The 16,119-nt window shown below is 44.8% G+C and carries 20 protein-coding genes and 2 pseudogenes; 5 read left to right on the forward strand and 17 right to left on the reverse strand.

Annotation, left to right across the window (positions count from 1 at the left end; translation table 11 throughout):
• Positions 1–50: 50 nt before the first annotated feature.
• A complete protein-coding gene (yciA, locus tag BZG82_RS10040) occupies positions 51–449 on the forward strand; it encodes an acyl-CoA thioester hydrolase YciA (RefSeq protein WP_069590096.1) in 399 nt (132 codons plus the stop codon).
• 126 nt (positions 450–575) lie between these two features.
• On the opposite strand, the gene BZG82_RS10045 is transcribed toward yciA, so the two are convergent.
• The 8 genes from BZG82_RS10045 to BZG82_RS10080 all read right to left on the reverse strand — a co-directional run bounded on the left by BZG82_RS10045 (position 576) and on the right by BZG82_RS10080 (position 5,891).
• A complete protein-coding gene (locus BZG82_RS10045) occupies positions 576–935 on the reverse strand; it encodes a hypothetical protein (protein WP_077480170.1) in 360 nt (119 codons plus the stop codon).
• A 157-nt stretch (positions 936–1,092) separates the two neighbouring features.
• The gene (locus BZG82_RS10050; protein WP_077765765.1) at positions 1,093–1,833 is read right to left on the reverse strand and encodes an SDR family NAD(P)-dependent oxidoreductase; all 741 of its coding nucleotides are present in this window, start codon (positions 1,831–1,833) and stop codon (positions 1,093–1,095) included.
• Positions 1,834–1,864: 31 nt separating this feature from the next.
• Positions 1,865–2,260, reverse strand: coding sequence for a GFA family protein (locus BZG82_RS10055; protein ID WP_077765766.1), 396 nt, complete (start codon positions 2,258–2,260; stop codon positions 1,865–1,867).
• Positions 2,257–2,754, reverse strand: a complete 498-nt coding sequence (locus BZG82_RS10060; RefSeq protein WP_077765767.1) for an ASCH domain-containing protein — start codon at positions 2,752–2,754, stop codon at positions 2,257–2,259. The genes BZG82_RS10055 and BZG82_RS10060 overlap by 4 nt, the downstream gene beginning before the upstream one ends.
• 21 nt (positions 2,755–2,775) lie before the next feature.
• On the reverse strand, positions 2,776–3,324 hold the full coding sequence (locus BZG82_RS10065; RefSeq protein WP_077765768.1) for a GNAT family N-acetyltransferase: 549 nt from the start codon (positions 3,322–3,324) through the stop codon (positions 2,776–2,778).
• A gap of 56 nt (positions 3,325–3,380) precedes the next feature.
• Entirely contained in the window at positions 3,381–3,719 is a 339-nt protein-coding gene (locus BZG82_RS10070) for a hypothetical protein (RefSeq protein ID WP_077765769.1), read from the reverse strand.
• A 348-nt stretch (positions 3,720–4,067) separates the two neighbouring features.
• Complete coding sequence (pip, locus tag BZG82_RS10075; RefSeq protein WP_077765770.1) at positions 4,068–5,018, reverse strand: prolyl aminopeptidase; 951 nt, start codon at positions 5,016–5,018, stop codon at positions 4,068–4,070.
• Positions 5,019–5,414: 396 nt separating this feature from the next.
• On the reverse strand, positions 5,415–5,891 hold the full coding sequence (locus tag BZG82_RS10080; RefSeq protein ID WP_077765771.1) for a GNAT family N-acetyltransferase: 477 nt from the start codon (positions 5,889–5,891) through the stop codon (positions 5,415–5,417).
• 30 nt (positions 5,892–5,921) lie between these two features.
• Between BZG82_RS10080 and BZG82_RS10085 the strand changes: the two are divergent.
• A pseudogene (locus BZG82_RS10085) lies at positions 5,922–6,149 on the forward strand (IS110 family transposase); the annotation flags it as partial.
• Between the two features lie 338 nt (positions 6,150–6,487).
• On the opposite strand, the gene BZG82_RS10090 reads toward BZG82_RS10085, so the two are convergent.
• From BZG82_RS10090 to BZG82_RS10100, 3 genes are all read right to left on the reverse strand, one after another.
• Positions 6,488–6,901 carry a hypothetical protein gene (locus BZG82_RS10090; protein ID WP_077765772.1) on the reverse strand — a complete coding sequence of 138 codons (414 nt, stop codon included), beginning with the start codon at positions 6,899–6,901 and terminating at the stop codon, positions 6,488–6,490.
• Between the two features lie 465 nt (positions 6,902–7,366).
• On the reverse strand, positions 7,367–7,714 hold the full coding sequence (locus tag BZG82_RS10095) for a hypothetical protein (RefSeq protein ID WP_077482047.1): 348 nt from the start codon (positions 7,712–7,714) through the stop codon (positions 7,367–7,369).
• A gap of 116 nt (positions 7,715–7,830) precedes the next feature.
• On the reverse strand, positions 7,831–8,478 hold the full coding sequence (locus tag BZG82_RS10100; protein WP_077663537.1) for an HAD family hydrolase: 648 nt from the start codon (positions 8,476–8,478) through the stop codon (positions 7,831–7,833).
• A gap of 215 nt (positions 8,479–8,693) precedes the next feature.
• Here BZG82_RS10100 and BZG82_RS10105 point away from each other — a divergent pair.
• A pseudogene (locus tag BZG82_RS10105) lies at positions 8,694–8,918 on the forward strand (IS110 family transposase); the annotation flags it as partial.
• 159 nt (positions 8,919–9,077) lie between these two features.
• On the opposite strand, the gene BZG82_RS10110 reads toward BZG82_RS10105, so the two are convergent.
• Positions 9,078–9,467 (reverse strand): hypothetical protein, encoded by a 390-nt coding sequence (locus tag BZG82_RS10110; protein WP_241837366.1) that lies wholly within the window; start codon positions 9,465–9,467, stop codon positions 9,078–9,080.
• Positions 9,468–9,542: 75 nt separating this feature from the next.
• On the opposite strand from BZG82_RS10110, the gene BZG82_RS10115 reads away from it, so the two are divergent.
• Both BZG82_RS10115 and BZG82_RS10120 read left to right on the forward strand, forming a co-directional pair.
• The gene (locus tag BZG82_RS10115; protein WP_077765774.1) at positions 9,543–10,742 is read left to right on the forward strand and encodes an IS4 family transposase; all 1,200 of its coding nucleotides are present in this window, start codon (positions 9,543–9,545) and stop codon (positions 10,740–10,742) included.
• Positions 10,743–10,948: 206 nt separating this feature from the next.
• Positions 10,949–11,992 carry an IS110 family transposase gene (locus BZG82_RS10120; RefSeq protein WP_077765775.1) on the forward strand — a complete coding sequence of 348 codons (1,044 nt, stop codon included), beginning with the start codon at positions 10,949–10,951 and terminating at the stop codon, positions 11,990–11,992.
• 421 nt (positions 11,993–12,413) lie between these two features.
• Here BZG82_RS10120 and BZG82_RS10125 read toward each other — a convergent pair whose 3' ends face one another.
• The 5 genes from BZG82_RS10125 to BZG82_RS10145 all read right to left on the reverse strand — a co-directional run bounded on the left by BZG82_RS10125 (position 12,414) and on the right by BZG82_RS10145 (position 15,730).
• Positions 12,414–12,938 (reverse strand): GNAT family N-acetyltransferase, encoded by a 525-nt coding sequence (locus tag BZG82_RS10125; protein WP_077479192.1) that lies wholly within the window; start codon positions 12,936–12,938, stop codon positions 12,414–12,416.
• Positions 12,939–12,965: 27 nt separating this feature from the next.
• Positions 12,966–13,664 carry a hypothetical protein gene (locus tag BZG82_RS10130; protein ID WP_077765776.1) on the reverse strand — a complete coding sequence of 233 codons (699 nt, stop codon included), beginning with the start codon at positions 13,662–13,664 and terminating at the stop codon, positions 12,966–12,968.
• Positions 13,665–13,775: 111 nt separating this feature from the next.
• The gene (locus BZG82_RS10135) at positions 13,776–14,144 is read right to left on the reverse strand and encodes a hypothetical protein (RefSeq protein WP_077765777.1); all 369 of its coding nucleotides are present in this window, start codon (positions 14,142–14,144) and stop codon (positions 13,776–13,778) included.
• Between the two features lie 81 nt (positions 14,145–14,225).
• Positions 14,226–15,017, reverse strand: a complete 792-nt coding sequence (locus BZG82_RS10140) for a hypothetical protein (protein ID WP_077765778.1) — start codon at positions 15,015–15,017, stop codon at positions 14,226–14,228.
• An 89-nt stretch (positions 15,018–15,106) separates the two neighbouring features.
• Positions 15,107–15,730 (reverse strand): hypothetical protein, encoded by a 624-nt coding sequence (locus BZG82_RS10145; protein WP_077765779.1) that lies wholly within the window; start codon positions 15,728–15,730, stop codon positions 15,107–15,109.
• Positions 15,731–16,119 lie beyond the last annotated feature (389 nt).

Raw genomic sequence — 16,119 nt, forward strand, 5'->3', positions numbered from 1 at the left:
ATCCTGAAAAAAAGGGGCTAGCCCCTTTTGAATAAGATGTGAAGAGAGCCATGTCTGACAATAAAAACAACTGCCCACGCGGCCAACTGTTGCTGCGTACACTTGCGATGCCAGCCGATACCAATGCCAATGGCGATATCTTTGGCGGCTGGATTATGTCTCAGCTCGATTTAGCCGGCGCAATCCTCGCCAAAGAAATCTCTGGTGGACGTGTCGTGACTGTCTCAGTGAACGAAATTACCTTCAAAGCGCCCGTTAGCGTGGGTGATGTAGTCTGCTGCTATGGTACATGCAGTCGCATTGGTAATACCTCGATGAGTGTCGCGCTCGAAGTATGGGTAAAACCGGTTAAGCATGACGGTGTCGGCGAACGCTACAAGGTGAGCGATGCCGTATTTAACTATGTTGCCATTGATGAAAGCGGTCGTCCGCGTCCGATCAAAAAATAAAAAAAGGGCCTGCTAATCAACAGGCCCTTATTCTTCAACTCATCGCCACATCACTAGCGAGCGACTTCGCGCTACAACACGCTGGTTAAGCTAAGCAGCGCAGGTGTTGATGTGGTTTGCTACGCCCTAGTCAGCGCTTGCGTTTCTTTTACATTGCCAACTGTCGTAGTCATCGCCGATTTGCATACGCGATTCAGATAACGCCTCAACGTCGTACTGAAATCGCCGAGTGCCATTCCATGCTGGCGTAATGTATACGGTTTCAATCTCTGACAGATAGGCTTGGCTAAAGCTATCATTGCTCTGAAATTCAAAAGGATTGTAAACCAGCTTAATCGTGTCGTTGATTAACTCCCACTCACCCGTAGCATTGTATGAAAAGCGCGCACTTTCCTCGCCAAGAAAATATTCAACACGCCCATTTAATACGAACTCCTTGTGATCTTTTAATGCCCAACTTTCCTCATAAACTTTGTCTCCCTGCATAGTAAATGAGCATATCCACTGCCCCGTTACGTTACTCTTATTGATCGGCAGTTCAGACGCTACCGCGGAGGATAACCCCAACGAAGAGAAAAAAAGTACAACACATGTATTTAGCGATTTCATATTAATGTGATTCTCTTAATCCTATGTAAATGGCCTATACCAAAGAGAGGCCACCATCAACAACGAGCGTATGGCCGACGATATAACTGGCTTTATCCGAGAGCAAGAACTCAATGGCATCAACAACCTCCTCCACGCGTGCAAAGCGCTTGGCGGGCACTTGCTCTTCAACATCGAGCTTTATTGTCGGTTGACGAGTTTGTCGCTCGTCCCACCTTGGTGTCCACGTCACGCCCGGCGCCACAGCGTTAATACGGATATTATTTCTGATTGCTTCTAGCGCGACGGATTGTGTTAGCCCTTCTAGGGCATGCTTTGCCGCACTGTACATCGCTGCATTTGGCGTTGGTCGCAAGCCATTGATTGAGCTGACATTGACAATGGCTCCACCTGTCTCCATCAACTTAATTTGATACTGCAAGCATTGGGCGTGTCCCCAGAAGTCATTATTTAGCGTTTCTTTCAACGCAAACATATCAACTTGATGATAAAGACCACCAGAACCTAACGCCGGTGAGGCATTATTGATTGCAATATCTAACTGACCATATTGCTCGCGAATATAGCGGAAAAGCTGCTCTAGCGAAGCCTGATCGGCTAAATTAGCTTGTTGATAATCAACGGTTTTAAGTGCAGGGTATTCAGTAACAACGGCCTGCCACACGTCTACGTTGCGCGAGCACGTGATCACTTGATAACCTGCCTCAACTAGCCGCAGAACACAGCCTAAACCGATTCCTTTCGACCCACCCGATACAAATGCCAATTTCGTCATAGCCACCCCTCAAAACGATATCCACGACATGTTAGCGATCCGCTGGATGATGAACTCCATCCATCACGGGAATATTCTCCAACTCGAACGGATTGACGCCATCTAAGCAGGCAATATTGAACCCAAACTCACTCGGATTGGAGCGACGTTGGTGATGGGTGTAAATGCCACAGCGTGAGCAGAAATAGTGCTTAGCAGTGTGAGTATTAAAGGAATACACACTGAGTTGCTCACTGCCAGCAACGACACGCAATTGTGCAAGCTTGACTGAGCCAACAATGGCGCCTCGGCGTCGACACATTGAGCAATCGCAGCGTCTGGGGTTTTCAATCCCATTGGGTAACGCGAGGGCTAACACAACTGCCCCGCAGTGACAGCGCGCCAAGTGTTCGGGTTGGATGAGCGTTTGACCGACTTGTTTTATCATGCGCTTACCTGCTCAGTTTCATGGTGATCAAGCGGATAGACTTTCTCAAAGCGCTCTAACACCAAAGGGGATTGAGTTGTAAACGGCACGCCGAGTGCCTGCCCCTCTTGCTCAAAAAACGCAAGATGTGCCTGCCGCCACCACGCATAACTCTTGTCGCCTTCTCCTTCCGCTGCGGCGAACTCAGCAGTCACTTGATCAAACGGGCACTCGCTCACTTCAGTCACTTTAATAATACAAACCGGCTGCTGCGCCCAGTTAAGCACCACGGTTAAACGCCCGACTTGCGGGTAAGGTTCATTCTCTATCTCGTAGCATACTTTTAAGCTGCACGATGCGCGCTTTATGCCTTGATCAATCAAACGGGCGCATTCGTTGGCATTGTATTCATCCGCGCAAAAGTACTCGGCAATCGTTTCAGGCACCGCCTGACGTTCTGCTTCACTTAAGGTGGCAAGGTAGGCGTTTAAAAATGCCTGTTGTTCTGTATTCATGAGTATCCTTGATCTCTCTACCTAATTCGCAATTTTCCACGTTGCGCGATCTAAACCATAAATGGCATGGTCAACAATGCGTCCGTTTAAATTTTCAGCACGACGTATTACGCCTTCGAGTGTGAACCCTAAACGCTCACAGACCTTTCGGCTTGGCGTGTTTTCCGTTGCCGCCGATATCTGTACTTTTTCCATACCAAACTGGGTAAACGCCAGCTCAATGAGCTTAGCCACGGCTTGACTCACAATCCCTTTCCCTTGGTGTAAAGAACTCAGCCAATAGCCTATTTCCACCTTTTTAAGCGACTGATTGATAGTGTTATAACTCACACTGCCTACCAATTGCCCCTGATAAATAATGCCACATACCAATGATTTACCTTCTGCATAATCGTGAAGGGATTTTTTAATAAAGCTCAAAAAGAACGCTTCATCATGGGCATGCGGTGGCCACACTAACCATTGGCTTAAATACTCCTGATCGCGGGTAACGATATCCAGATAAATCGGCGCAAAGCGTGTATTGATAAGTTCCAGTTTTAGGTCACGATTAACATCCAATGTAAACATACTTTCCTCATTATTAATGCGACACAATTGTCGACGTTTATTATTTTCAGTGCGGTTTATTCAATCATCCAATTCGCGGCGCCAGCTCCCGCCTCCTGAAAGCGAAGTTTTATCGGATAGCTGTCACCACAGCCTTCGACAATCCATAGCTCTCGCCACATTCTTGTGCCTACCTCGCCTGACGGCATTTCGCGCACATAAGGCACAAATTCATTCGGCTGCTCACAGCCTTGTGACGCCACCGTAACCAGCACTCCTGCCATGGCATCTTGGATCAATTTTTGATTAGCTAGCGATCCTTCTTGGATCGTTCCTTCTGGTAGCGACTGCGCCATCGAGGAAAAAGAGACCGCCAAGACACCAAACGCGAGTAAAGCCCGTAGCCAATTAATCATACTCAAAAACGCCCTTAAAAAATGAGTCATCAACAATCTCAATGGAGGGTTCTAAAGACAGCATTCAATCTCCATGAACATCAGCCACAAACGCCTCTCTCACTCATCATATTGCGATAACTCCACCAATGCAGATTGAATCGTTGCAGCTGCTCATAGTTTTGCCAGTATTTGAATATGGCTGTGAGCAACAAAACCTAACGACTCACAAAGGCGTCGAGAGGCAATATTTTCCCGGTTGGCTCGATATCTGGCGATACGCCCCCCTCTCCTCAGCCTCTTTGACCCACCGTGAAATCAGTGCTTTGCTGACTACACTTTGGTGTCACTAAGATAGACAATGAATGTCTATTTACGAAACTTATCCAGTGCAGCCGTCATCGCTTCAGGAAAACCAATCCCACCATGACCAGCTTCTTCCAAGATACATAACTCACTCTTCGGCCACGCACGATGTAGCGCCAAAGCAATATCAAGCGGCCCAGAAATATCCCATCGACCGTGGATTAGGACAGCCGGAATATCTTCGATACGGTTGATACCCGCCATCAACTCACCATCTTTTAAAAAACAATCATGGCTCCAATAGTGCGTTACAGCACGAGAAAATATAAGGCTAAACTCTGGTTCTCTGTAACGTGGGTCGGGCTTCCAATCTGGCATAAGTGAAACATGGGTGTCCTCCCAACGACACCATTCGAGTGCAGCCTGTTCGCGTATTTTTGGATCTGGGTCAGCCAAGAGTCGTGCATAGGCAGCAGTTATATCGCCACTTTGCTTTGCTTCAGGTACTAACGCGCAAAAACGCTCCCACTCACGAGGAAAGACTCTACCCATATCCCGCGTGATCCAATCGATTTCACGTCGTGTTCCAGTCGTTACGGCCCCAAGCACCATCGCTCTGACTCGCTCTGGATATCGCTGAGCGTATACAAGACCTAGTGTCACCCCCCAGGACCCACCCACAACAACCCAATTATCGATATTAAGGTGCTCACGAAGGGCTTCGATATCAGCAATCAGGTGATCGGTCGTGTTTGTACTCAAATCAGCATCAGGCTCAGACATGAGCGGAAGGCTACGACCACAACCTCGCTGATCAAATAGAATGGCACGATAGGCTTCGGGATCAAAATTACGCCTTGCACCAGAACCACAACCACTTCCGGGCCCACCATGAAGATAAATAGCTGGAGTTCCTTCAGGATGGCCAACCTCTTCCCAATAAATTCTGTGACCATCACTAACTTCTAACATACCCGAATTAAACGGCTCAATCGGTGGGTAACGTTTTGTCATCCTTGTTCTGACTCCATCTATCAATGAATTTCTAACAACGCCTTAAAGGGTGAATACCGTATCAATCAACTTTCAGCAGACCACGTTAACCACTAAAAGCCACTGCAAAAACCTCACTAGGTTCAGTGATTGAAGACATACTCGCTTAACTCGTTCCCACGCTCCTGCGTGGGAACGGGAAGTAATGTTTAATGGCCCCGTCACATGATTGGCAGGCAGCGGTGAGACCGCAGTAAGAGACCTTCTATATGTGTTTACCGTAAGCAATGACTTAATGTCGGAAATGACAGAGCGAAGTAGACGACTTTGTTGTTCGAGAACATTAGCTGCTGGCGTAGCCCAAAAAATGCTATTGCCTATTGACCGGAGAAGGGCTCATATGTGTTATACGATGCCTCACACCAAGCGCTGAAACTGACCGTTTTTAACTTTGAAACCTAGTTTGTTAAACAAAGCTTGAGACCGAAAGTTACCCTCATCAATATCTGCATACAATCTTTCAATACCCAAAGATTGAGCATGTGAAAATAATAAACTAAGAGCTTCCGACATATACCCTTGTCGCCAGTACGATGAATTTAGTAAGCATCCGACTTCACAGGAATCACCGTTATCACTAAAGCTATGTAAGCCGCAGGTTCCAATAACCTTGTTTGTCGCTTGATCCATAATCGCCCATTCCAACGATTCACCTGATTTCTCTAGTCGAGCAACGCTTTCTAGCATCTGAACTATCAGATCTTTCGATGTAAAAACTGGGTCTGAGGCAAATTCCATTGTTTGAATATCACCATAAATTTCAAACAAATCATCAGAATCATTCGTTTGAATTGACCTCAATATGATTCTACTTCCGTGTAAATCCGGCTTCATTTTTCTCCTTAATCGTATAATGCTCAATTAATTCACGGCGGCAAAACCAAGAACGACCGCATTGATTCCTATAACATTGCTTCTCTTCTCAGGGGCGGTAACTTTCCGCTGGCTTATATCTATCCAAAAGCGATGAGGGCCACTCGCGATTTACTTCGCCGCCGAACCAAAATCATGCGTCACGGTGCTGATTTGAAAGCCCATGTCTCCAACACCTTTAGTCAGTACAATCATCCTGCACCTAATCTCCAACTACGCTATCCCTAGGCCAGAGAGCTGGTTCGCAACCGCTTCAACGGACAACAACGTTGCTTACCCCCAAACTGAGCCTGAAGATAACTGGAAAACAAACGTTTAGCTTTCTTTTTGAATAGCGCCTGCGTGGGAACGGGAAGTCATGTCTAATGGCCCTGTCATATGATTGGCAGGCAGCGGTGAGACCGCAGTAAGAGACCTTCTATACGTGTTTGCCGTGAGCAATGACTTAATGGCGGAAATGACAGAACGAAGTAGACGACTTTGTTGTTCGAGAGCATTGGCTGCTGGCGCAGCCAAAACATGCTATTGCCCATTGACCGGAGAAGGGCTCATATGTGTTATGTTTCGTAGCCCAAGATTTCGATACCCTTATCAGTCCTCACTATCGGAAATTCGCCAACCTCGCAAAGTTCTATCAGAAACCTCTCTAAATTCAGGTCACGGTATGTAGTAGGAGCATTTTCATAAGGCTGATATGAATAAGTTTTTGGGATACATATGCGTTCAATGTGCTTGTACTCGACAGGTCCACCACAGCCTTTAACGGGATCATCAATTGCCGAATCCCACACCTGTTGGTTACTAGGAGCATTACCAAAGAAAACTTTTTCAGTATCCGTAAAATGATACTCAATACCAGAAAAATCTGCTCCATATTCTGCCATTACAAGAAAGAATTTCTTCCATTTATGGTTGGACATTAAACACACTGAGTATTTCTGTCTCAGAGCTTTATCATTGTGAGCTTTCATTTGAACCTTACAGAAACATAACGCCCAACTCAGCGGGCAATTGAAGCGCAGCGCAAATTGATCCGCTGCAGTTGTTTGTTATGACTGATTCTCAAGCCACTTCTCCGCTTCTTCTTTGAGATGCATTAGAAATTTTTGCTCGGCTTGCTCTCTCGGTAAGTCGGTGTAATACAGGATACGAGAACCATCTCGGCAATCCCAAACCTCCCTGAGCCAACAAAATATATGTAACTCGTTCCCACGCTCCTGCGTGGGAACAGGAAGTAATGTCTAATGGCCCTGTCACATGATTGGCAGGCAGCGGTGAGACCGCAGTAAGAGACCTTCTATATGTGTTTGCCGTAAGCAATGACTTAATGGCGCAAATGACAGAACGAAGTAGACGACTTTGCTGTTCGAGAGCATTGGCTGCTGCGCAGCCAAAAAAAGGCTATTGCCTATTGATCGGAGAAGGGCTCATATGTGTTATACGCGTTCTCCACGATTGAACGCAACTACAGTAGCGCGTAATTTAGTTAGCTTAAACTCTGTAAGTAACACTGTAACAAAAGACAATATAGAAACGGAGATAAGTGCAACATTAATCAAAGCATTACCACTAAACTCATAAATACCTGACAGACCAATAAATAGCAAAAGACAGGAAATTATCGATAGAATCGAATCATTCGTTTTCACTTTATACTCATCAGCAGGTATATCTTTTATTATCGAAACCGGATTTGAGAGCCCGTCAAGCCGAACTGCAATTTTTCCTTTTTTAATTTTTACTTTTAGGCCAGAACTTCTTAACGAATTAGCTAAATCTTCCATGATTGATTATCTCCATTTCTGCGAGCGCATAACGCAAAGCACAGTTGCAAAATACTTGGCACTATATTTTGCGAAGCAAAATTTGTGACATGTATTTTGTCAATTGATGCGCCTTGTTATACGAACATTTCCTCATATGTGCTGATTGCTTTAACTGCACCGGTTAGGTCATTTTTACCATTAAAGTCATGCTTAACAGCAATGACGTCACAGCCACTAGATTTACCAGCACGAATACCCGCTGTAGAATCTTCAAACACAATTGTTTGGTCAGGTGAAGCAGCTAATTTGCCAAGAGCTAAAGTATAGGCTTCAGGATCAGGCTTATGCTTAGTTACGTGCTCCTGCGTGATAACAAGGTCAAAAGCATTCTCTAGCTGTAACGAGGCTAAAATATTAGCCACCATCCATGTTGCTGCTGAACTAACAACTCCACACTTTTTACCTGCTAGTTTTAACTGTTCTATGTAAGCCTTAGCCCCAACATTTAGCTCAAGACCATCATTGAGCAACTGTTCGTAATGAGCTCGAAAGTAGCAATTAAACTCTGTTAAGTCAGGAGCAATATTTGCATTTTCAAAGAAGTGACCCGTTACAACCTGCCAACTTTCACCCATAACATCTTTGTAAATGTTGTAGTCTACGTGTGCGCCATAATCTAAACACGCTAATGCTAACGCTTTGCCCTTTAAAGGTTCTGAATTTACTAATGTTCCGTCCATATCGAACAGATAAACTTCATAATCTTTCAATTCACTCTCCATGTTAAATTTTCGAGTTCGTATAACGCTAAGCCAAGTAGTGAGCAACGCAATACGAAGTCACTGCATAATACCTTAAACACATAAATCAACGCATACTAAAAATGCCACGCGTTGCGAATCTGTTTTAAGCGCTTTGATACTCATTGAGCCTTCTCCTCCAGCTTAACCAGCAGGCTAAGCTGGAAGGCGACAAATCCAAAAAAGGAGAAGACTCGATGAGATTTTATAACCAACAGCATGATTATTACTGCGGCATCGATCTGCATGCGCGCATTCTTTACGTCTGTATCATTGATTCTGCGGGTAACTCCGTGGTTCATAAGAAAGTTGACGCCACCCCTGACGCACTCTTAGACACTCTTGCGCCCTTTCAAGACCAAATTGTTGTCGGCATCGAGTGTATGCATTGCTGGTATTGGGTGAGTGACCTTTGCCGCGATAGACGGCAGTAAGAGACCTTCTATATGTGTTTGCCGTAAGCAATGACTTAATGGCGCAAATGACAGAGCGAAGTAGACGACTTTGTTGTTCGAGAGCATTGGCTGCTGGCGCAGCCAAAAAATGCTATTGCCTATTGACCGGAGAAGGGCTCATATGTGTTATAAGGCGGGCTCAAGGACAATATCCTGACCATCAACTTCAATTAGCCCGAAGTCACCTTCTAACGAAAGGGAGCCTTGTAAATAAGAGACTCCTTCAACTTCACCTAATGTTGGAATATCACTTAAAGTCGTCTTTCTAGCAGATAGCTGCATTCCCTTAAAACGAACAGTTATCGCTTTACCTTGCTTATTACTGWCAAAGAGTTTGACCTTCTGATCGGACTCTAAAAGGAATAGCATTTCAATATAGGTATCATCAAAACTTTGATTAAGCGAGAGTAACTCTGAATCAATTAGACAATTTAGTTCCATATTTCTCCAAGCCTTATAACGCCCCGTTCTAGGGAATCCCCTCATAAATATCTTTTGAAACAATGAGGTAGACACGCATCGCTCCCTCTGATCTAATGAATTTCGCCAAAAACACACTCGATACAGACAGATTCAATAGCGATGCTAACGATGCGTGATGACCAAATCCTACTACAAACACTGTCAAAACAGTGCCCCAACATTCACAAAAAACGGCTTATTTCTCTTACTCTTGCTACTAAAACCTTGCTCGACGGCGCTGATTTAACCCTCACCAAGCTTGGGCGCGCACTTGAGACACAAACCTCAGTTAAACATGCGATTAAACGTATCGACCGCCTATTAGGCAATACGCTGTTACATCAAGAGAAAAATCTCATTTATCGCTGGCATGCGCATCTGATTACGCGCGCCAATCCTTGTCCCGTCATCTTGGTTGATTGGTCGGATGTGCGTGAGCAATTGCGCTATATGACACTGCGTGCTTCTATCGCCGTGGATGGGCGTGCCGTCACTTTGTATGAGCAAGCCTTTGAATATGGCGACTATAACTCGCCTCGCACCCATCAACGCTTTCTCGATACGCTCCAAGGGATATTGCCTGACGGTTGCCACCCAATCTTGGTCACCGATGCTGGCTTTAGAAATACTTGGTTCCGACAAGTGGCACAAAAAGGCTGGTTCTGGTTAGGCCGCGTACGTGGCGAGGTCTCGATTAAAACCCATCAGCACCCGTGGCAATCCAATAAGCAGTTTTACCCTGACGCATCAGCTAAACCTCACACTCTTGGGCCCTGTTTATTAGCGAAGCGTTCGCCTCTTCATTGCTTTGCGTATCTCTACAAAGGTGCCCCAAAAGGACGCAAAGTGCATCGTCATAGCCGCACCTGCCAGCGTCATTCCGCCAACGCGCTTTATCAAAAAGGGAGCAGTGAACCTTGGTTGCTCGTAACGAATATCCCCACGCATGCAATGAATGCGGTCCAAATCACGCGGCTTTATGCCAAGCGTATGCAGATAGAAGAAGCCTTTAGAGACTTAAAAAGCACCGCCTACGGCATGGCACTTCGACACAACCGGACGCGCTGTGTAAAACGGCTCAATATCTTGCTACTCATTGCCCTGCTTGCCGATATCTTAATGTGGTGGAATGGCTTAGTGGCGACCCAAGCAGGTTGGCATTATCACTTTCAAGCCAACACCATCAAGCATCGTCGCGTGCTCTCGATACCTCGTCTTGGTCGCGAGGTCAGAAACCATCGGCGATACCTGATTAAGCTAACCCAATATCAGTGGGCCATCAGGGAATATCAACGGCTAACGCATACGATGGGGCTCGGTCAATTATGAGGGGATCCGCCAGCGCCGCGTTAAGTAGTGAGCAACATTACCACTTAACCTAAACCATTGTGCCGTAAACACTAAATTCATGGCAAACTAAAAATGCCTAGCGTTGCGAATCTGCCTTAAACGCTTTGATACTCATTGAGCCTTCTCCTYCAGCTTAACCAWCAGGCTAAGCTGGAAGGCGACAAAYCCAAAAAGGAGAAGACTCGATKAGATTTTATAACCAACAGCAYGATTATTACTGCGGCATCGATCTGCATGCGCGCATTCTTTACGTCTGTATCATTGATTCTGCGGGTAACACCGTGGTTCATAAGAAAGTTGACGCCAACCCTGACGCACTCTTAGACATTCTTGCGCCCTTTCAAGACCAAATTGTTGTCGGCGTCGAGTGTATGCATTGCTGGTATTGGGTGAGTGACCTTTGCCTCGATTACGCCTTTGACTTTGTGCTCGGCCATGCCTTGTACATGAAAGCCATTCACGGCGGCAAAACCAAAAACGACCGCATTGACTCCTATAAGATTGCTTCTCTTCTCAGGGGTGGTAACTTTCCGCTGGCTTATGTCTATCCAAAAGCAATGAGGGCTACTCGCGATTTGCTTCGCCGCCGAACCAAAATCATGCGTCACGGCGCTGACTTGAAAGCCCATGTCTCCAACACCTTTAGYCAGTACAATCACCCTGCACCTAACCTTCAACTGCGCTATCCCTACGCCAGAGAGGAGGTTCGCAACCGCTTCAACGAACCAGCAATAAACCGCAATCTCGATATCGATTTRAACGTGATTGCCTTCTACACCAAAGAGCTGGCAAGCGTTGAACACTTCATCGAGCAAAATGYCAAACAACACAACCCACAAGACTACCAACTGCTACAAACCATCCCTGGCATTGGCCGCATTCTGGCACTGACTATCTTGTATGAAATTGGCAACATCCAACGTTTTCCAACTGTCCAACAGTTCGCGTCTTATTCGCGACTGATTAAATGCAAAGCCGAATCTGCGGGAAAACAATACGGGACCAATGGCAACAAAATCGGTAACGCACACCTTAAATGGGCGTTCTCTGAAGCGGCGGTGCTTTATCTTCGCGGCAATGAAAAGGCCAGGAAATACCTAAACCGATTACAAAAKCGAATGAGTAAAGCCAAAGCACTCTCTGCACTCGCCCACAAGCTGGGGCGCTGCGTTTACTTCATGTTGAGGAACAAAACCGTGTTTGACGAACACAAATTTTTACCCGAGTAAGTCGCACAATGGGGTGAGCTGAACGTCTAACTGGTGCTGAGAAGGAGCACGCTGCTGACTGAGTTCATTGGGCATTAAGCCCCAATGGTCTGCTGTGCCAATGGTTGTCCAAGCCCCTTTGCTTTGATTAGCCGCCCCATTGTTGCGCACCCAAGCGAACAACAAAGTTGCTTACACCCAAACTGAGCCTGAAGATAACTGGAAAACAAACGTTTAGCCTTCTTTTTGAATAGCGCCTGCTTGGGTTAACCGAATAATGTCTAATGGCCCTGTCACATGATTGGCAGGCAGCGGTGAGACCGCAGTAAGAGACCTTCTATATGTGTTTGCCGTAAGCAATGACTTAATGGCGGAAATGACAGAGCGAAGTAGACGACTTTGTTGTTCGAGAGCATTGGCTGCTGACTTGTTAGGCGAATTTTCAAAGAGTTATGCGCATATCTGCACAATTGAAAAGACCATCGCCCAAAGTCGGAAATCGTGCATGATTTGTGAGCGTACCATAATTTGAGAAACCCGACTTTTCTAAAACTCGTATGCTTGCGAGATGCTCAATAAACGGATTGGTTCTTACCTCTTTTACACCCAAACTTTTCAAGTATTGTAGACCAGAGCGGCACAACTCAGTTGCAATGCCTTGATTACTAAATTGATCTGATATACCAAAATGAATTTCAGCATATTGCTCATTAAATACGAAAACAACTAAACCAAACACAAAGTCATCTGGACTCGCTGCAACTCCATACAAACAAACTTTGGGAGCATTTTCTGAATAGAATTTTCGCCATTGCTTAATTTTCGTGAGCGTGGTTTCAACTGTATCGTGGGGCAATGTCGATATGTACTTTGCTGAACTGCTTGAGCCTGAATACATATTGAACAAAGAATTTGCATCAGCTTCTCGAAGCTCTCTGACTCTAAAAATTCCACTTTCGTAGTTCATTACACCTCCATTCGCCTAACGCCTAAATCAGCCGCGCGCTTTTCTGCGTTGGCTGGATTTAATTGTTAGTTTCATGAATGTGCGCTCCCAAAAGCCAGCTTCAGAATCGACTGTATAGCTGGGATTTATTTTTTGTACCTCGTTTAATATTCGACCTTCTGTTTCCTTAGCTTCTGCAGATGATCGCTCGCTGTAATATTCACCAATTTTAAATATCGTTAGGCTCAGAGCTGTACCTACCTCAAAAGCAACGATCATTCTCGTGAAACCTCCTTCCGCAATGATTTTCGAATCTCCTAAGGTTGCCATAACAACTATTGAGTAATATAGGCTGTTTAGATAAGTAAAAGTGAGATCTTGAAAGTAGCTAAAGAAACCATCGAATGAAAACAAGTCATAATTGTTGTCAGTCTTAATCTCGCGCAGACCGGATATCATTTGCTCTTTTGCATCGATTACTCCAATAAAAAAGTAACCTCCAGCACACAGAACAGCCAATGTAATAAAGAGGAACTTGAGCTCTTTGATTGACGTTTCGTTTTTGCTTAGCTGTTTAATTACATCAATTAGCAACTTACCAATATAGCTATAGAGAACAATAGCTAATAAAACTAAAAGCACCCCTGCTAAAGAGTGGCCTCTCGCATAGGGAATCACAAGGCCCATTACAAACACACAGGCCGTGAAAAAAAGGTTCTTTGAGTAAATTCTAGTTAAGTCTTCCATATGTCCTTGAGAAACTAACGCCCGGCTCACCGAGCAAATTTTTGATGGCGGCTTTTGTGCGTGTTTTTGCACAAAAGGTGACAGCGGAAATTTGTCCGGTGCAGCCGCTTGTTATAAGCTTTGATTCAAGTATGCCAAGAGCCATTTTTGTGCTGAGAACCAAGCAATAGATGCCGATAAAATCACCAATGATAAAAACTGAAAGGTAGGCCAAATCAAATCAGCCGTTGCCACCCAGTTACCCATCGCCACTGCCGACCACGTAGTGAACATGACATGGGCCAAAAACCAGTTCTTTTTCCACAATAGCGGTAACAACATAGCCCATAGTAGACCAACCCCAAGCCCAGCCTGAACTGCTAACCAAGATACTCCACCCAAAACAATTGTTGCACATAGTACAGCAATAGAAATCAACACCAGCCAGCCTGAGTGAATCACTAACTTGGAGTTCAGTTCAGCGAGAGATTCTTTTTCCATGAAATTGCCTCCTGCTTATAACGCCGCGCTCTGCGGCAAGTTTGGAGCGCAGCGGAAAATTTGTCCAACAGCAGCGCCTTGTTAGAAAAATACACCGTAGATACCTGAGCTTATGCCAATAATACTTGCTAAAAAAGACAAGGCCCAATGTTTGGCAATGTACTCCAATATGATTTTTGGATGAATTCCATGTTTATCTCGCCAAGTTGAATTCGTTTTGATACTGCCATCAATAACCCTGCTCAGTATATTAGCAAGTACATCGACTTTTCTGAGAGTAGATTGGTGTAGCTTAACAAACTCTTTATTTTCAAATGCTGCGGCTTCCCCTGGGCCATCAAGCAAATCTAATGCAGTTATATGATTCGCCTCCATCAGATTTACCAGCCGTGGATGTTCAATATACTTATTGCCAAAAATTGCTACCAAAGCTCTAGATAGATCAAATTTGCGCGATTCATCTAGCTCAATCGGTTTACCTTTTAATACACGATATCTGTGTTCAAGTGCGGGGAAACCGTAGTTTATATCTCGCATATTCCAATGAACCCAATCATAGCTTTTATGCTTGTCCATGAATTCGTAGAATTCTTTTAGCATCTCTTTTTCGAGTTTGTCATATTCACTATCAATATCAGTGAATGCTACACCTTTTAGCTCAGCGATTTTATGGATTGAAAATGAAGCAGTTTGACCACTTGCGTAGTTTCTTGCCGCAATTGAGGTAACCCTTGGGGTTTGACCTTCGGGCCTGTCATAAAAGCTTTCACATGAATAGTGAACAACTAATACATGCTCTTCTCGGCCCGAGATTTCATCTAGGTGCTTTTGAGCTTTCCTTCTTCTTTCTAATTTCTTTAGCTCAGATGGCATGATCTTCCTTTTTTCTAACGCTTCAATAACCGGCGCAGCTTTGCTGCGTCCGGCGCCGAAGGCGCGAAGTTGATTGATTCTTTATAAGCCTACTTTCCCGCAACTTTCATACCTGCGATAGCCTGAACCATCGTATTAGCTTGGTCTTCACTTACCATAAGAGTTGTTCGGTAAAAGTTACAGTCCTCAACTGTGCAATTCTTTAACACTATGATTCCAGTTAAGAACGTATTGTTTGGAAGCGGAATGATATCCCCTGTTTCATTGAAACTTGTACGAATAAAATTGCCACCCATCAACGCAAGCGCAGCCGGACCAACAAATGAGCAACGTTTAAAATGCTTATTTTCATGAACCTGAACACCAGGAACCCTTAGTTCTTCGACTGGAATGACAAGATCCTTAAAGCTCTCTTGAAGAGGATTAACATGGCTTTTAGGTTGACTAACTATACGAGTGTATTCAGCTTGAGCTGATTGGTTTTCTGCCGCTTTTATAAGGTAAAAAATTAGAGCAATAAGTATTGCGCATACAAAACCAATAGAAACCCAGGCGAACATACCAAGCTCTTTAAAGAAAGGTGAATCCGAAGCTAAAAATCCCCCCGTTGTACCTCCGCCCGCGATAACTGTGATAGTTACTATTTTCCACGCCCAATCAACAAATGACATTCCAGTGTTAAATATATTTATCGAGTCTAGTACTTTTTTCATTATATTCCCTTAACATCGATTCGTCTCGCTAGGCTTATAACTTTAAGCTAACGGGCACGAATGCGGCGCGATAATGCCAAAGGCGCGCCGCGTTTGTGTCACAGTGTGGCACGCAGTGACACACGTGTTAAGCGCTTTGTTAGAATCCGTCTCGCCCACATTTCTCCGCATACAGAAAAAGTAAATCAAAGCATGTTTTACACTTGGTGACTTAATAGTTTCCACTAATTTGACTTTTTGCCAATATAAGATGTTGCCGTAAATAGAACCGACATGAAAAGTTGAACATACAAACTTGAAAAATAGGGCTCACTGCTTACTCTAGCAAGTATATTCCAAATCCCCATGTTGACGAGAAAAATAATCAATGTGCCACCAAACTTATGTTT

Origin of the sequence: Salinivibrio sp. PR5 (assembly GCF_001996085.1) — a bacterium.
Taxonomy (GTDB): domain Bacteria; phylum Pseudomonadota; class Gammaproteobacteria; order Enterobacterales; family Vibrionaceae; genus Salinivibrio; species Salinivibrio proteolyticus.

What these genes read in the sequence shown, in the direction of transcription:
- yciA (WP_069590096.1), top strand. Translation starts at nt 51, where the DNA reads ATGTCTGACAATAAAAACAACTGCCCACGCGGCCAACTGTTGCTGCGT.
- BZG82_RS10045 (WP_077480170.1), bottom strand. Translation starts at nt 935, where the DNA reads ATGCAGGGAGACAAAGTTTATGAGGAAAGTTGGGCATTAAAAGATCAC.
- BZG82_RS10050 (WP_077765765.1), bottom strand. Translation starts at nt 1,833, where the DNA reads ATGACGAAATTGGCATTTGTATCGGGTGGGTCGAAAGGAATCGGTTTA.
- BZG82_RS10055 (WP_077765766.1), bottom strand. Translation starts at nt 2,260, where the DNA reads ATGATAAAACAAGTCGGTCAAACGCTCATCCAACCCGAACACTTGGCG.
- BZG82_RS10060 (WP_077765767.1), bottom strand. Translation starts at nt 2,754, where the DNA reads ATGAATACAGAACAACAGGCATTTTTAAACGCCTACCTTGCCACCTTA.
- BZG82_RS10065 (WP_077765768.1), bottom strand. Translation starts at nt 3,324, where the DNA reads ATGTTTACATTGGATGTTAATCGTGACCTAAAACTGGAACTTATCAAT.
- BZG82_RS10070 (WP_077765769.1), bottom strand. Translation starts at nt 3,719, where the DNA reads ATGATTAATTGGCTACGGGCTTTACTCGCGTTTGGTGTCTTGGCGGTC.
- pip (WP_077765770.1), bottom strand. Translation starts at nt 5,018, where the DNA reads ATGACAAAACGTTACCCACCGATTGAGCCGTTTAATTCGGGTATGTTA.
- BZG82_RS10080 (WP_077765771.1), bottom strand. Translation starts at nt 5,891, where the DNA reads ATGAAGCCGGATTTACACGGAAGTAGAATCATATTGAGGTCAATTCAA.
- BZG82_RS10090 (WP_077765772.1), bottom strand. Translation starts at nt 6,901, where the DNA reads ATGAAAGCTCACAATGATAAAGCTCTGAGACAGAAATACTCAGTGTGT.
- BZG82_RS10095 (WP_077482047.1), bottom strand. Translation starts at nt 7,714, where the DNA reads ATGGAAGATTTAGCTAATTCGTTAAGAAGTTCTGGCCTAAAAGTAAAA.
- BZG82_RS10100 (WP_077663537.1), bottom strand. Translation starts at nt 8,478, where the DNA reads ATGGAGAGTGAATTGAAAGATTATGAAGTTTATCTGTTCGATATGGAC.
- BZG82_RS10115 (WP_077765774.1), top strand. Translation starts at nt 9,543, where the DNA reads ATGCGTGATGACCAAATCCTACTACAAACACTGTCAAAACAGTGCCCC.
- BZG82_RS10125 (WP_077479192.1), bottom strand. Translation starts at nt 12,938, where the DNA reads ATGAACTACGAAAGTGGAATTTTTAGAGTCAGAGAGCTTCGAGAAGCT.
- BZG82_RS10130 (WP_077765776.1), bottom strand. Translation starts at nt 13,664, where the DNA reads ATGGAAGACTTAACTAGAATTTACTCAAAGAACCTTTTTTTCACGGCC.
- BZG82_RS10135 (WP_077765777.1), bottom strand. Translation starts at nt 14,144, where the DNA reads ATGGAAAAAGAATCTCTCGCTGAACTGAACTCCAAGTTAGTGATTCAC.
- BZG82_RS10140 (WP_077765778.1), bottom strand. Translation starts at nt 15,017, where the DNA reads ATGCCATCTGAGCTAAAGAAATTAGAAAGAAGAAGGAAAGCTCAAAAG.
- BZG82_RS10145 (WP_077765779.1), bottom strand. Translation starts at nt 15,730, where the DNA reads ATGAAAAAAGTACTAGACTCGATAAATATATTTAACACTGGAATGTCA.